Here is a 14,329-nt window from a genome sequence, read left to right as displayed (position 1 = left end):
CGTTCTAGCTTTTCAGGAATGTCGTGAGTGCCGCGACAACGCCGCGATTGGCCTCTTCGGTGCCGACCGTCATACGCAGTGCGTTGGGAAAGCCATAGCCCGAAACACGCCGCAGTATGTAGCCGCGCTGGGTGAGATAATCGTCCGCCGCCGCGGCCGAATGCTTGCCGTCGTCAGGAAAATGAATGAGGAGGAAATTGCCGACGCTCGGCGTCACCCGCAACCCGAGCCCGGTCATCTGTTCGCTCAGCCAGGCCAGCCAGGTCTCGTTATGCGCGACGCTACGCTCGATATGGGCGCGGTCGCGGACGGCGGCGATGCCGGCCTCGATCGCCGTCGCATTGACGTTGAAGGGACCGCGTATGCGGTTGATCGCGTCGACGATGTGCATCGGCCCATACATCCATCCGATCCGCGCCCCGCCAAGTCCGATCTTGGAGAAGGTGCGGGTCATGACCACGTTCTGAGAGCTGCCCGCGAGCTCGATGCCGGCCTCATAGTCGTTGCGCCTGACATATTCGGCATAGGCGGCATCGAGCACCAGAAGCACGTTCTTCGGCAGGCCGGCATGCAGGCGGCGCACCTCCTGGAACGGCACGTAAGTGCCGGTTGGATTGTTGGGATTGGCGAGGAACACGATCTTCGTACGTGGCGTGACAGCCGCCAGGATCGCATCGATGTCGGCGCGCTCCTGGGTCTCCTTGACCGCGACAGGCGTCGCACCCGCCGACTGGATGTAGATCATGTAGACCATGAAGGCGTGTTCGGTGAATATGGCCTCGTCGCCGGGCGCGAGATAAGTCTGCGCCAGCAGGCCGAGGATCTCGTCGGAGCCGTTGGAACAGATGATGTTCTGTGCGTTCAGACCATGCACCTCGGCGATTGCTTCGCGCAGGCGCCGGGCGGTGCCGTCGGGATAGACGTCGAGCTTCGCGGCGACCTCGCGCGCGGCCTCGATTGCCTTCGGCGAGGGGCCGAGCGGGTTCTCGTTCGACGACAGCTTGTGGACCTTGTCCACCCCGGCGGGGGCCGAGCTCTTGCCCGGCACATAGGCCTGGATGTCCATGATGCCCGCGCGCGGGGTTGGACGTGCCTTGTCCGGGGTCTGGCTCATATCGCAAAATCCGTCGAGAACGCTTCCGTCCTGGAAGCCGCTGCGGAAATACAAGCCATGGCCGGCAATGTCGAGAGGTGGCAGTGGTGCCAGCAGGCGGCATTGACGGCGAGGCAGGTGAGTTCTAGAAGGGCAGCGACAGTTCCGTGGTGATTTGGCCGGTCGGCTTGCAGCCACGTTAAACAATTCGCTAAAGGGCCGTTTGCGCGACGTAACCGGCTTTGCGAAGGCAATGCCGGTTTTTTGTTGTCCGCGGCCGGCCGGACGAACGCATCGGCGGCGCGGAGATCGGCAGCGATTTCCGCAAAGGCAAGGTGCAGCAAGAGAGACGAGATGGCCGCTCAGCGCGCTGGCAGAACCAACAACGAGGCAGACCAACCGTCGAGCCCGGTCGTGCGCTTCGGCGCCGACAAGCCGCTCAAGCTCGACGCCGGCACGCTGCTGTCGCCGTTCCAGATCGCCTACCAGACCTACGGCACGCTGAACGACGCCCGTTCAAACGCCATTCTCGTCTGCCACGCATTGACCGGCGACCAGCATGTGGCCAGCACCAATCCGGTGACCGGCAAGCCGGGTTGGTGGGAAGTGCTGATCGGACCCGGCAAGATCATCGACACCAACCGCTTCTTCGTCATCTGCTCAAACGTCATCGGCGGCTGCCTCGGTTCCACCGGCCCGGCCTCCACCAATCCCGCCACCGGCAAGCCCTATGGGCTCGACCTTCCGGTCATCACCATCCGCGACATGGTGCGTGCCCAGCAGATGCTGATCGACCATTTCGGCATCGAAAAACTGTTTTGCGTGCTCGGCGGGTCGATGGGCGGCATGCAGGTGCTGCAATGGGCGTCGAGCTATCCGGAGCGTGTTTTCTCGGCGCTGCCGATCGCCACCGGCGCGCGTCATTCCTCGCAGAACATCGCTTTCCACGAGGTCGGCCGGCAGGCCGTGATGGCGGATCCAGAATGGCATGGCGGCAAGTATTTCGACCACGGCAAACGCCCGGAAAAGGGGCTCGCCGTGGCGCGCATGGCCGCCCACATCACCTACCTGTCGGAAGCAGCCTTGCACCGGAAGTTCGGCCGCAACCTGCAGGACCGCGAAGCGCTGACCTTCGGCTTCGACGCCGATTTCCAGATCGAGAGCTATCTGCGTCACCAGGGCATGACTTTCGTCGACCGCTTCGACGCCAATTCCTATCTCTATATGACGCGGTCCATGGACTATTTCGACCTCGCCGCCGACCACGGCGGCAGGCTGGCCGATGCTTTTGCCGGCACCAAGACCCGCTTCTGCCTGGTGTCGTTCACCTCGGATTGGCTGTTCCCGACCGAGGAGAGCCGCTCGATCGTCCATGCGCTGAATGCCGCCGGCGCGTCGGTGTCCTTCGTCGAGATCGAGACCGATCGCGGGCACGACGCCTTCCTGCTCGACGAGCCGGAACTGTTCGCCGCCATCAATGGCTTCATCGGCTCGGCCGCGCGAGCGAGAGGGCTCGGCGCATGACCCCGCAAAATTGCAGACCTGTCCATCAAGGGTCACGCACCACGACAAGGGGCAAGCCATGAGCGTCAACCGCGCCCAGCGCGTCGATCTCGAGGTGATCGCCGGTCTGATCCCGCCGCAATCGCGGGTGCTGGACGTCGGCTCCGGCGACGGCTCGCTGCTCGAGCTTTTGCAGGAAACCAAGCAGATCGACGGCCGCGGACTGGAGCTGTCGCAGCGTGGTGTCAACGAATGCGTGGCGCGCGGCCTTTCCGTCGTTCAGGGCGACGCCGACAAGGATCTCGAATTCTATCCCGACAAGGGTTTTGATTTCGTCGTCCTGTCGCAGACCTTGCAGGCGACCCGCAACCCGAAGCTCGTTCTCGACGAACTGCTCAGGATCGGCGAACACGCCATCGTGTCCTTCCCCAATTTCGGCCACTGGCGGGTGCGCCTGTCGCTGTTCGTCAAGGGCCGCATGCCGGTGACCAAGGACCTGCCCTATTCCTGGTACGACACGCCAAATATCCACTTCTGCACCATCCGCGACTTCGTCAATCTGTGCGAGGAGCTTGGCGCGACCGTGGAAAGGGCGACCGCGCTCGACGCCAACGGCCAGAAGATCGGCCTGTCGATGCCATGGTGGTTCTGGAACTTCTTCGGCCAGCAAGCGGTGTTCTTGTTGAAGCGATAAGGGCCATCCCGGAGGTGGCTATGACACCCCCTTTTCGGGCGAAGTCGAGCTGCAGGCTGATCTCTGCGACGAAGGTCATCAGCAGGTTGGGACGCATAGCCCGGCGAAGGCTCAGCGATCGAGCTCCGGGAAATACGGATCCGACAAGAACCGTCTGTCGCGTTCGCCTTGCAGGCAGTCGATCGGAGCCTCGGCTTCGGCGGGAATGATCCTGGTCTCGTTCTGAACGCCGCTCACTTCGAGGATCAACTTGCGCCGGATCGCCGTCGAGAATTCGGCGGCTGTATAAATCGGCAGCACGAAGGAGCCCGGCCCGCCGGTTACGCACTGGGCGTAATACCGGTCGAGATGGCTGAAGGTGGGCGATGGATTGATCAGGATCGGCAGGCCGTTGATGACGATGCCTCTGGCGTTTGCCGCATCCCGCGTGGCGGTGACGGGCAGCCCGATATTGTTTGGTCCGTCACCGGAAATATCGATGACGCTGCGTTCGCTTTCGAAAGTAGTGCGGTCGAAAAGCCCTGCACCGAAGGCGAGCGCGCCGGAGATCGACGTGCCGCGGAAGCTGCGGAACGGGCGGGCTGCAATCTTGTCGGCAAAAGCGTTGGCGCTCTCAGCGCCGTCGATGACCTGCCAGCCGATGAGCGCGTCGTCGCGCACAGTGCCGGCCCATTCGAAATAGGTGAGCGCGATGCGACCGGCGTTCCCGGCGCGGACCGCCTTGATGAAGTCGGGATGACGCAGCGCCTCCACATAGCCGGCGCGCTGCAGGGCGAACTCCTTCTCGTCCATCGACAATGAGATATCGACCGCCAGCACCAGTTGGACATCAACGGCCAGACTATCCGGCGCAGGCGCAGTCACGGCGGCCTCGGTGCAGGCCAGGCAGGCAAGCAGGCTGAGAGCATCAAGCATGGCCGGCTCAAGCTATGTTTCCGGTGCGATCTTCCCTCGCGATCACGGCGAAATAAAGCTGCCACGTGGCGTGGCGCGGGCTGGTCCGAATAGATGCCGGAAGTGCTATTTCTTGCGGCGAGGAGCGGCCGGCGGCGGCTCGATCGCGCCTGCCCTTATGCGCGCGGGCTTCAGAGCCGGCACGCCGGACGCCTTCACGATGGTCAGTGCGCGCGGGAAGAATTGATTGTTGTGCTGGCCGCGGCCTATATTGAGGATCGTCGCCCCGCCCAGCCGCTTCTCCAGCATCGACAACACCCGCCGCAGTGTCGGTCCGTCGAAGGCATCGAGAGCCTCATCGATGATCACCCATTTTGGTTGGCGCAGCACGAGGCGGGCAAAGGCCAGCAGGCGCAGTTCGTCGTCGGCCAGTTCATGCTCCCAGCGCGCGCTGCGGCCGAGCGACGACGACAGGTGTTCCAGGCCGATCTCGGCCAGCACGGCTGAGATATGGGCATCGCTTGCCGGCGCAACCCCGTCCACGCGGTCGAGCACTTCGCGCAGCGTGGCGGTTGGGAAGTAAGGCGTGCGCGGCACGAAGATGGGCGTCTCTCCCGCCGGCATGCCGATGCGCCCGCTCCCCCATGGCCACAGGCCGGCAATGGCGCGAAAGAACAGCGTCTTGCCCGCGCCAGGCTCGCCGGTGAGCATGACGCGTTCGCCGGCGTGGATCTCGACATGCTGGTCGGCGAGCCTCGTGCAGCCCTCCGGCGAGGCCACTTCGAGTTTCTCGAAGGTCAGCTTGCCGTTTGCATTCTCGCCGAATTCGATGCGCCTTTCCTGGCCGTGCAGCACATCGGTCTCATCCAGCGCAATGCGGAAATCGGCGACGCGCATCAGCGTCGCGCGCCAATCGGCGATGCTGCCGATATTGTTGATGAACCAACGCAATGAAGAATGGACCTGATTGAAGGCGCCGACCGCCATCATCAGTCCGCCGAAGCTGATATCGCCCGCGAAATAGACCGGCGAAGCGACCAGGATGGGAGCCACCACGGTGATCCAGCCATAGGTGTCCGTCACCCAGGCGAGATTGATCTGGGCGTTATAGATGCGTCGCATGGCGCCGAGCACGGTGCCCAGGTCGGTTTCCAGCCGCCGCCTGGCATCGGGCTCGCTTCGGGCGAGCGCGATGGCATCGATGTTCTCGTTGACGCGCACCATCGAGGAACGCAGCTCCGCCTCGCGTGTGTAGCGGTCGCTGTTGAGGTGGATCAGTGGCCGTCCGACCAGCCAGCTCAGCCAGGAAGCCGTTCCGGCATAGAGGATGGCCGCCCACACCATGTAGCCCGGTATGGCGAGCGATGTCCCGCCGACATGGAAGACGAAGCCCGAGGACAGCTCCCATAACACGCCGACGAAGGAGGCGAGCAGGATTAGGGATTGCAGCAGGCCAACGCCAAGATCCGTCGACAGGTCGGAAAGATGGCTCGCGTCCTGCTGCATGCGCTGGTCGGGATTGACCCCGATGGCGCCTGCATGCGCCAGGCGAAAAGCGCGCGCCGGCCGCATCCATCCATCGATCAGATCGAGCGTCAGCGCCTCGCGCAGCTTCAGCCGGATCGTCTGATTGAGCCAGGTCTGGCCGACATTGAGCACAAGAAGCCCACCGGCAATCGCGGCAAAAACGGCGAGCTGGTGCAGGAAGGCCTGCATGTCGCGGCGTGCAAGCGCATCGTAGAAAGGCTGGTTCCAGCGGTTGAGCAGAACCTGGCCGATCGAGGTCGCGACAATGACGGCAACCATTCCGATGGAGGCCCAGCGTAGCCCTTTGCGGACCGGCGACCCGGCAAGCGCCAGCTTGATGGTTGCCACCTGATCACGCAGGCTCGAAGCTTCGACCGCAGCGATAGGCCGGGCAGAGGCATCATTGTCCGGATAATCGGCCATGAGCTGAAGTCCTTGCGTTCAAAAGCGGTGCTGAAAACCGGATGAAGTGTAGTGACGCCACTGGTCACTCAGCCAGGCTGCGAGCCCGTCAGCGACAGATAGGTCGCGAAATGCCGTCCGGCGCAAGTTTCTGGCATGATCACGAAGGTGTCATTCGCGGACCCGGCGATGTCGTGCCCCCGGTCTCTATTCGCCGGCCGAGCCGCGTTGCTGCATGCGGCGAAAGCACCGGCACGAAAACCCGTCGGGAAGCGCGCTGGGCGGCCGGCACGCCCTGATAGAGCCGCTTCTGCGCCTCGACCACGATGACGCCGGAAAAGATCGGCCACAGCCGCCGGCCGGCGCGCTCCACCATATTGTGGAAGCGCATCATGAAACGCCGCCGCGATGGCGGAAAGAACAGGGCGTCGGACCAGGCGGCGGGCGTGAAATTCGCCTCGCGCAGCAATTCGGTGAGCTGACCGCGCGAGAACGGCCTGCCATTGCCAAACGGCGTGTGCTCGAACCGCGCCCAGACGCCGCGCCGGTTGGGCACGACGATGACCACCCGGCCGGCCGGCGACAGCACGCGCCAGATCTCGTTCAGCGTTTCGCGCGGGTTTTCGACATGCTCGAGCGAATGCACGAGCAGCATGCGGTCGATGCAGGAATCGACCAGCGGCAGTTCCTCGTCGAAAACCAGAGCCGTCGCCGTCGGTCCCGCCGCCGGCCAGACCACGGCGCCCTGCGTCGCCGGCATGAAGGCGAACACCCGCTCGGCGTCGCTGCCGAACCGTTCCAGCCAAGGCAAGGTGTAGCCGAGCCCGACAAGCCGCTCATTGGGCACGGTGGCCCATATCGATGACAAGGCCATGGTGATCGAATGCTCGGCGAAGCGACCGAGCGCTGTCGAATAGAAGGAGCGGAGATCGACGATGTCGGAATGCATGTCAGGGATGTAGCCGCGATATCGGCGGGTTTCAACAAAAGGCCGCGACGTCCCGAGATCCCGGATGTCGAATGACATCCTGACATTAGTCATCTCCGGGATGACATCCGCGCGTCGGCGTCCTATGTCTGCGGCGAAAGATGGAGAGATGCGATGGCGGTCGAAATCGAACAGTTCATGTGCCGCAGCGACAATTTCGGCGTGCTGGTGCATGATCCCAAAAGCGGTCAGACCGCGCTTATCGATGCGCCGGAAGAAGCGGCGATCCTGGCTGCGGTCAAGCGCACCGGCTGGACGCCGACGATGATCCTGACCACGCATCACCATGCCGACCATGTCGAGGCCAATCTGGCGCTGAAGCAGCGCTTCAAGCTGCGCATCGTCGGTCCCGAAGCGGAAAAGGCCAGGATCCCCGGCATTGACGACACGGTCGAGGACGGTTCGGTCCTGCATCTCGGCGAGGAACGTATCGAAGTGATCGCCACCCCCGGCCACACCGCTGGCCACGTCTCCTATCACCTGCCGGCATCGAAAGTGGCGTTCACCGCCGACACGCTGTTCGCGCTCGGTTGCGGGCGGCTGTTCGAATGCAAGCCGCCGGTGATGTTTGAATCCCTGAAGAAGCTCGCGGCACTGCCTGCCGCGACCGTGATCTATTGCGGGCACGAATACACGCTCGCCAACGCCCGTTTCGCGCTGAGCGTCGACCGGACCAATTCGGCATTGAAGGAACGCGCGGCAAAAATTGAAGCGCTGCGCGCCGATAACAAGCCGACGCTGCCGACCACGATCGGCGAGGAATTGTCGACCAACCCTTTCCTGCGCTGGCACGATCCGGCAATCCGCAGGCATCTCGGCATGGAGAAGGCGTCGGATGTCGAGGTTTTTGCCGAGATCCGCAAGCGCAAGGATAATTTCTAGGCCAAGCGACACTGGTCGAAACCATGACGAGTTCCGCAGAAATCATCGTCATCCTTGGCATGAAGCCGCATCCGGAAGGCGGCTGGTACACGGAAACCTTTCGCGACGGTGGCGGCGGAGCTCGAGGCCACTCGACGGCGATCTATTTTCTGCTGGAGCAGGGCCAGGTTTCCGCCTGGCATCGCGTCAGGGATGCAGCCGAGGCCTGGCACTTCTACGCCGGCGCGCCGCTGGCGCTGTCGATATGGGAAGAAGGCGGCCCAAAGGCTAACCGGGTGATCGAGCAGGTGCTCGGCATCGAGCTTGCGGCCGGCGAGCGGCCGCAAATCGTCGTGCCGGCGGGCTGGTGGCAATCGGCGCGCAGCCTGGGCGAGTGGACCCTGGTCGGCTGCACCGTGGCGCCGGGCTTCGACTTTGCGGCGTTTGAACTGGCGGAGCCTGGTTGGCGGCCTAAACAGCTCTGACGCAGCCGGAAACCCTTAGCGCAGCAGGAAACCAAGCGTGATCACGAGCTGCGCGGCGTAGTAAAGCACCCAGACCGCCAAACGCATCCAGGCGCGATGTGGCGAAATGGCGGCCGCCAGGAAGCGTTCCGTGGCCAGCAGCGCGTCGGACGCCATGAACAGCACGGCACCGCCGATAACAGCGGCACTGCTCGTCGTCAGCGCCGAAATGCCCATGGCGAGGATGGCCGCGACATAGCCCGCGATCGGCGCTCGCAGGGCCGGGCCGACGCGGCGCCACAGCGCCGCCAGCATGAGAATAACGAATACCGCCATCGCCAGTGCGATTGCCGCGCGCCAGGGTTCGGCCCCCAGCACTCCCAGCCCCTCGCCCCTGCGCAGGAACAGCACGACATAGACGATATGCGCGGCGAGAAAGCTGCCCAGCCCGCCGAGAAACATCTTTTCGCCATCCCGCGACAGGAAGGCGTCGCCGATGGCGCTCAGTGCAAGGGCGGCGACCAGCAGCAGCGGCCCGCCCTGCATCGCCGCCAGCACGGCAAGCATGGCCACGGCGAGCGTTTTTGCCGCCGAACGGGCGAGCGTCGGCGCCATGCCTGATGTGAAGGCGTAGACAACCGCCGCCACCAGGGAAAAGATCAGCGTCGCATTGGCGTTGCCGTCGATGCCGCCCGGAAACGGCATCGTCATGCCCGGGCTCCGCCTTCGGATGCCCCGGCTCCGCCTTCGGCAGCCGCAGGCTTGCGCAGGAACAGCGATTTTGCCGCCAGGGCAGCGCCGCCGGTGATGAGCACGCAAGCGGCGAGGATGCGCAGCGACGGTTCGGCGACGCCGGCCGCGATCAACACCAGCGTCGACAGGAGCGGCGCGGCATAGCTTGCCGCGCCCAGCACCTGGATGTTGCCGCGCTTGACGCCGACATCCCAGGCATAGAAGGCTGCCCCCACTGGCATCAGGCCGAGCCCGAGCACGGCAAGCCATTGCCCGGCACTCGCGGGCAGCACCGTCTCTTCCAGCGCCAGATGGCAGGCAAGCGACAACAGCGCGGTCGCCGCGCAGAACCAAGTGACGATGCTGGTCGGCACTGACGGGAAACGCCGCGACAGGAGCGAGTAGGACGACCACAGCACGGCGCAGACGGCAGCCATGGCGTAGCCGAAGGCATAGCGCGCGTCGAAGGCGAGGCCGCCGCCCTTGGTGACGATGAGCACGGTGCCGGCAAGGCCAAGCAGCGCGCCCACGATATGGTTCCAGGCCAGCCGCTCGCCCGGCATCAGCGCCGAGCCGAGCACGATCAGCAGCGGCCACAGATAGGCGATCAGACTGGCCTCCACCGCCGGCGCGTTGCGCAGCGCGGTGAAGTAGAAAAAGTGGTAGCCGAAAAGGCCGGCAATGCCGATCACCCAGACCTGGCGAGGTATCCTCTGGCTTTTATCCGCGGCCGGCATGAAAAGGCGCGCGAAAAGCCCCACCCCGGTGCCGATCGAGAAGGTGATCGCCGACAAGAGGAACGGCGGCACCTTGCCGGATGCGTCCGTAAGCAACGCCAGCAGTGCCCACATGGCGACGGCCGAAAAGCCGATCAGTGTCGCGCGCCCCATTCTGTCTCCAGCGGCGCGCGTGGCGCCTTATTGTATTGCTTCGAAACGCCTGGCGCTGATGGTCAAGGTGCCGATCTGCGTCCCGACCGTCGCGCGGATCGGCGCATATACCCCGGTTTGGCCGAGCGGCGCAAATGTCACCATTATGCGGCTTTTGTTCTTGAGGTAGTTGAGCGCCTTGCGGCCCTTGCGGTAGCCCGCCACCGGCTCGAAACCCATCCGGCATGTGACCGTGTCGCCCTTGTAGCCGGGCACCGAGATCGACCCTTTTGAAGCGTAGCTCAGCGTCAGGTTGGCGCGCATCTCGCCGTCATACAGCCTCACGGTGCGGCCGCAGACCTTGTCGAGGCTGCCGGCATGGATGACGGTTGCCGCCATCGGATCGAGCACCGATGCCAGGTCGCCGGCGCCAAGCGGCACCCAACTGTCGGGATCGCGCTTTTCCGGCGCGGGAACGACCGTCGTCGAGATGACGTTGCCATTGGCAAAACGAATGTCGATGGCGGAGGCTTTCTTGCCGGAAGTGTAGTCCGCGCGGAACGCCTGCGGCACCATCTTCTGGCCCGAAATCGTACCCTTGGACGAGATCGTGCCGCGCGTGTCATCGAACAGCTTGGCGAGACCAGCCGCGGAAACGCTGCCGTCGATCGAGTAGACGCCGTTCTCATAATGGCTTGAAAAGCTTGATTTCGCGATAGAAAGGCCGAGAAACGACACTGTGTATTCGCCCCTGAAGGACTGCGGCGAGGCGGCCGTCGCGGCCGACGGCAAGGCGACGGCCAGCGCGGCGGCAAGGGCATGGGGCAAGCGAAGCATGGCGCGATCGGATCCTTGATTTCAACCGGAGGCGGACAACTCCGGTCTGGCATGTCCCTATGGAACCGCTTATACGACGAATTCCGGCCTTAGTATGAAATGCCGCTGGGCCCAGGCTGGAGCTGTCGGTAGCTAATCAAGTTGTCCGGTTTGGTAGCACATGATCTGTCCGCTTCTGTTTTGGCGTCGAAGCGGTTCACGCGGCTTGCCTGATGGGGCAAGTGTCTTCGATTGCGGCGCCGTCAGAGCTGTAGCGAGCGATGCGGCGCGGCCCGTGAAAGATCGCCAGGGTTCCATCCGGGTAGTGCCTGACCTTGACGGTGGCTTTGACGAAGTGATGCCGGATCGGGCTCTGCGGCAGCTGCAATCGCAGCCGCGCGAAGGCGACCGTGTTGTCGCGGGCAACGACGCGCTCCTCCTCGATGCACAGGATCTGGGCCAGTTGTTGCGGGTCTGCGGCGACAAAGGCGCTGTCCTCGACCGCGGCCGGCCTGGCGAAGCGGGCATTGTGAGCTGGTAGGTAGGTCTGTGCGATGAACCGGTTGGCGGCCTCGATGTCGGCAATTCCGGCCAGCGCCAGCTCTCTCGGCAGCCGATCCTGCAAGGTGGAGAACATCCGCTCCGAGCGGCCTCGCGCTTCAGGGGAATAGGCTGGAATATGTTCGATACCCAGCCGCTCGAGCGCCCGGCCGACCTGGGTCAGCCGGCTTTTGTCGACCGCCTCGCCGGCCTTCAGCGTCACGAAATAGTGGCTGCCGCGATCGCTGTAGAGGCTCGATGGCAATCCCTTGGCGACGAATGTCTCCAGAAGGCCCTGAAAGCTCGACGCCGTGCCTTCCTCCTCGATCAGGAAGGCCGAATAGATCGTGCTCGTCGCATCGTCCATCGTCACGATCAGGTCCAGCATCGGCTCACCCACCAGCCATCGATGACGGCTGCCATCCTGATGCAGCATCATCCCCTCGCAAGGCTTCCTCTCCCGCTTGCGCCGGTGAGCACCGCGCCGCTTGGCCCGTTCCACAAGGCCCGCCGCGTGGAGCTGCGTCTTGATGAAGGTGTAGCCCCAGCTGAAATGGTGATCGCGCAGCAGGTGCTCGTGGAAATGCTTCACATTCCAGCCGAGGTAGCGATGACGGTAAAGCTCCAGCATCTCCTCAATCGCTTCCGCCGGCACCCGACGCGTCGAAAGCTTGCCCAAGCGCCGATCCAGCAACCCTGCTTCCCCAGCCTCTTCGTACCGGTCGCGGTAGCGTCGGAATTGCCGCTCCGACATGCCAAGCAACTCGCCTGCCTCCATCATCGAAAGATCGCCACCATTCCAGCGGCTCAATACGTCTCGAAACTTCTGCATTCTCCGGTCCTGTAGCCATGCCGTCCGCTTCATCCCCAGCCTCCATCCGCTGGCGATAAAACCGGACAACTCACGTGCTACCTAATCCGGACAACTCATGTGCTTACGACATGGGCCCAGGCTGGAGCTTGACGCATGGGCGAAATGCAACTATGGAACGCCAACTTTTTCCATAAGGCCGCTTGACCAGAACCGCGCGCCACCCGGCGTGGGCACGAAGGTTTGGCAGGTCCCCGAGAGAACTGAAGGTTAGAACCATGTCCCGCACCTGCGAACTCACTGCCAAGGCAGTCCAGACCGGCAACAATGTGAGCCACGCCAACAACAAGACCAAGCGTCGCTTCCTGCCGAACCTCGTCAATGTGACGCTGATTTCGGAAGCGCTGAACCAGAATGTGCGCCTGCGCATTTCCGCCAACGCGCTGCGTTCGGTCGAGCATCGCGGCGGTCTCGACGCCTTCCTGGCCAAGGCTGACGTCAAGGAGCTGTCGCAGCGCGCGCGCCTCTTGAAGAAGCAGATCGCCAAGAAGCTCGCCGAGCAGGCTGCCGCGTAAACTGCCTTCAGGCGGGGGACAACCGCCCTGGCCAACCTCTTGTTGGCCTTGGACATCGGGTCGCCGTCCGCAAGGCGGTTTCGGAAATCCGATGCTCGAACAAAGCGAGCGCGATCCGGTTTCGGCATGACGCTCCGCTGGTTCCATTACCCAGGATAAAAAAATGACTTCCTTCTCGCGATACCTGCCCTTCGTGGCCGCCATGGCGCTTGTCGTCGTGGCATCGAATATCCTCGTGCAGTTCCCGATGCAGGGTCGGATCGGCGGCTTGTCGCTGGCCGACCTGCTCACCTGGGGCGCGTTCACCTACCCGTTCTCCTTTCTGGTCACGGACCTTGCCAACCGCCGCTACGGGCCTGCCGTGGCGCGCCGGATCGTCTTTGTCGGCTTCATGACGGCGGTGGTCTGCTCGGTCCTCGTGCCGCCCTTCCTGTTCCGCCATGGTTTCATCGAGTTCGAGACCGCCGCCGACCGGCTGGTGCGCATCGCGGCGGCGTCCGGCGCGGCCTTCCTCACCGCGCAATTGCTAGACGTGACCGTGTTCAACCGTCTGCGCCGACAGAGCTGGTGGCGGGCGCCGATCGTCGGCACGCTGGTCGGCTCGGTGTTCGACACCGTCGTGTTCTTCAGCGTCGCTTTCTCCGCGGCTTTCGCCTTCGTTGGCCCAAGCGACAGTTTTGCGCTGGAAACGGCGCCGCTGATGGGCGTGCTGCCGGTCGAGGCCATGCGTTGGTTCTCTTGGGCGCTTGGCGACCTCAGCGTGAAGCTGATCATCGCCGTCGTGGCACTGATCCCCTATCGGCTGCTCGCCGCCCGCTGGAGCCAGCCGGCTGTTGCTGCGGTCTAGGCCGTGATTCCCTGGATCCAGCTGGACTCCGCGAAAACCCCGGATGGCGCGCAGGAGCTTCGGCTCAAGCGGCGCGGTTCCGAATTCTCGATCATGCTGGGCACCAACGAGTTGATGAACAGCCGCCTCAGCGGCTCGGAAGAAGCGTTGGCCAGGCTCTCCTGTCGGAGGATCGCCGGCCGCAGACAGCCGAGAATGCTGATCGGCGGGCTTGGCATGGGTTTTACGCTGCGCGCCGCTCTCGCCGAGTTGGGCGAGAATGCCGAAATCACTGTCGCGGAGTTGGTGCCGGCGGTCATCGCGTGGGCGCGAGGGCCGATGGCCGAACTGTTTGGTGGCTGTCTCGACGATCCGCGCGTCATCGTCCGGGAGGCCGATGTCGGGCAGTTTATAAGATCCCGGCCCGCGGTCTGGGACGCCATCCTGCTCGATGTCGACAACGGCCCGGACGGCATCGTTCACAAATCCAACGACGCGCTGTACAGCCTGCAGGGTCTGGCGGCAGCGCGCACCGCACTGAAGCCCGGCGGCGTGCTTGCCGTGTGGTCGCAAGGGCCGGACAGCGGCTTCACCCGGCGGCTGAAGCAGGCAGGTTTCGCGGTCGAGGAGGTGAGCACGCGCGCCAACGGCAAGCGCGGCGCGCGTCATGTCATCTGGATCGCCACCAACGGCTCGCGACCCTGAGCGGACGCCGTCATTTGATGAATAGCCGA

Annotated in this window: 15 protein-coding genes and 1 riboswitch; of the genes, 7 read left to right on the top strand and 8 right to left on the bottom strand. The window is 63.9% G+C overall.

The genetic code is table 11. The annotated features are described in order from the left end of the window. Positions 1-4: 4 nt before the first annotated feature. Positions 5-1,114, bottom strand: coding sequence for a histidinol-phosphate transaminase (gene hisC / locus FJ972_RS07065; RefSeq protein WP_140525415.1), 1,110 nt, complete (start codon positions 1,112-1,114; stop codon positions 5-7). A gap of 136 nt (positions 1,115-1,250) precedes the next feature. Beyond that, positions 1,251-1,328: riboswitch (SAM riboswitch) on the top strand. Between the two features lie 119 nt (positions 1,329-1,447). Between hisC and metX the strand changes: the two genes are divergently transcribed. Next, the gene (gene metX / locus FJ972_RS07060) at positions 1,448-2,617 is read left to right on the top strand and encodes a homoserine O-acetyltransferase MetX (RefSeq protein WP_140513895.1); all 1,170 of its coding nucleotides are present in this window, start codon (positions 1,448-1,450) and stop codon (positions 2,615-2,617) included. A 58-nt stretch (positions 2,618-2,675) separates the two neighbouring features. Then, entirely contained in the window at positions 2,676-3,290 is a 615-nt protein-coding gene (gene metW, locus FJ972_RS07055; protein ID WP_140500775.1) for a methionine biosynthesis protein MetW, read from the top strand. A gap of 111 nt (positions 3,291-3,401) precedes the next feature. On the opposite strand, the gene FJ972_RS07050 is transcribed toward metW, so the two are convergent. The 3 genes from FJ972_RS07050 to FJ972_RS07040 all read right to left on the bottom strand — a co-directional run bounded on the left by FJ972_RS07050 (position 3,402) and on the right by FJ972_RS07040 (position 7,062). After that, positions 3,402-4,205 (bottom strand): DUF1194 domain-containing protein, encoded by an 804-nt coding sequence (locus FJ972_RS07050; RefSeq protein ID WP_140513896.1) that lies wholly within the window; start codon positions 4,203-4,205, stop codon positions 3,402-3,404. 105 nt (positions 4,206-4,310) lie between these two features. Continuing rightward, entirely contained in the window at positions 4,311-6,134 is a 1,824-nt protein-coding gene (locus tag FJ972_RS07045; protein WP_140525414.1) for an ABC transporter ATP-binding protein/permease, read from the bottom strand. A 139-nt stretch (positions 6,135-6,273) separates the two neighbouring features. Next, entirely contained in the window at positions 6,274-7,062 is a 789-nt protein-coding gene (locus FJ972_RS07040; RefSeq protein WP_140525413.1) for a class I SAM-dependent methyltransferase, read from the bottom strand. A gap of 153 nt (positions 7,063-7,215) precedes the next feature. Between FJ972_RS07040 and gloB the strand changes: the two genes are divergently transcribed. Both gloB and FJ972_RS07030 read left to right on the top strand, forming a co-directional pair. Next, positions 7,216-7,983 (top strand): hydroxyacylglutathione hydrolase, encoded by a 768-nt coding sequence (gene gloB, locus FJ972_RS07035; protein WP_140525412.1) that lies wholly within the window; start codon positions 7,216-7,218, stop codon positions 7,981-7,983. 23 nt (positions 7,984-8,006) lie between these two features. Continuing rightward, positions 8,007-8,447: a cupin domain-containing protein gene (locus tag FJ972_RS07030; RefSeq protein WP_140500770.1), complete on the top strand. Its 441-nt coding sequence runs from the start codon at positions 8,007-8,009 to the stop codon at positions 8,445-8,447. Between the two features lie 15 nt (positions 8,448-8,462). Here the strand turns inward: FJ972_RS07030 and FJ972_RS07025 are convergent, their stop codons facing one another. The 4 genes from FJ972_RS07025 to FJ972_RS07010 all read right to left on the bottom strand — a co-directional run bounded on the left by FJ972_RS07025 (position 8,463) and on the right by FJ972_RS07010 (position 12,215). Further along, positions 8,463-9,137 carry a lysoplasmalogenase family protein gene (locus FJ972_RS07025; protein WP_140525411.1) on the bottom strand — a complete coding sequence of 225 codons (675 nt, stop codon included), beginning with the start codon at positions 9,135-9,137 and terminating at the stop codon, positions 8,463-8,465. Further along, positions 9,134-10,048, bottom strand: a complete 915-nt coding sequence (locus tag FJ972_RS07020) for a DMT family transporter (protein ID WP_140525410.1) — start codon at positions 10,046-10,048, stop codon at positions 9,134-9,136. Before FJ972_RS07020 ends, FJ972_RS07025 begins: the two co-directional genes overlap by 4 nt. A 27-nt stretch (positions 10,049-10,075) precedes the next feature. After that, entirely contained in the window at positions 10,076-10,864 is a 789-nt protein-coding gene (locus FJ972_RS07015; RefSeq protein WP_140525409.1) for a DUF3108 domain-containing protein, read from the bottom strand. Positions 10,865-11,060: 196 nt separating this feature from the next. Further along, positions 11,061-12,215: an ISNCY family transposase gene (locus FJ972_RS07010; RefSeq protein ID WP_140501558.1), complete on the bottom strand. Its 1,155-nt coding sequence runs from the start codon at positions 12,213-12,215 to the stop codon at positions 11,061-11,063. Positions 12,216-12,472: 257 nt separating this feature from the next. Between FJ972_RS07010 and rpmB the strand changes: the two genes are divergently transcribed. The 3 genes from rpmB (at position 12,473) to FJ972_RS06995 (ending at position 14,300) form a co-directional block, all read left to right on the top strand. After that, complete coding sequence (gene rpmB, locus FJ972_RS07005; protein ID WP_140500766.1) at positions 12,473-12,769, top strand: 50S ribosomal protein L28; 297 nt, start codon at positions 12,473-12,475, stop codon at positions 12,767-12,769. A 163-nt stretch (positions 12,770-12,932) separates the two neighbouring features. After that, the gene (locus FJ972_RS07000) at positions 12,933-13,616 is read left to right on the top strand and encodes a queuosine precursor transporter (protein WP_140525764.1); all 684 of its coding nucleotides are present in this window, start codon (positions 12,933-12,935) and stop codon (positions 13,614-13,616) included. Positions 13,617-13,619: 3 nt separating this feature from the next. Continuing rightward, a complete protein-coding gene (locus FJ972_RS06995) occupies positions 13,620-14,300 on the top strand; it encodes a spermidine synthase (protein ID WP_140500764.1) in 681 nt (226 codons plus the stop codon). Positions 14,301-14,329: the final 29 nt, after the last annotated feature.

It is taken from the genome of Mesorhizobium sp. B2-1-1, from assembly GCF_006442975.2.
Lineage (GTDB): Bacteria > Pseudomonadota > Alphaproteobacteria > Rhizobiales > Rhizobiaceae > Mesorhizobium.
This window is presented reverse-complemented; position numbering and strand designations above follow the sequence as displayed.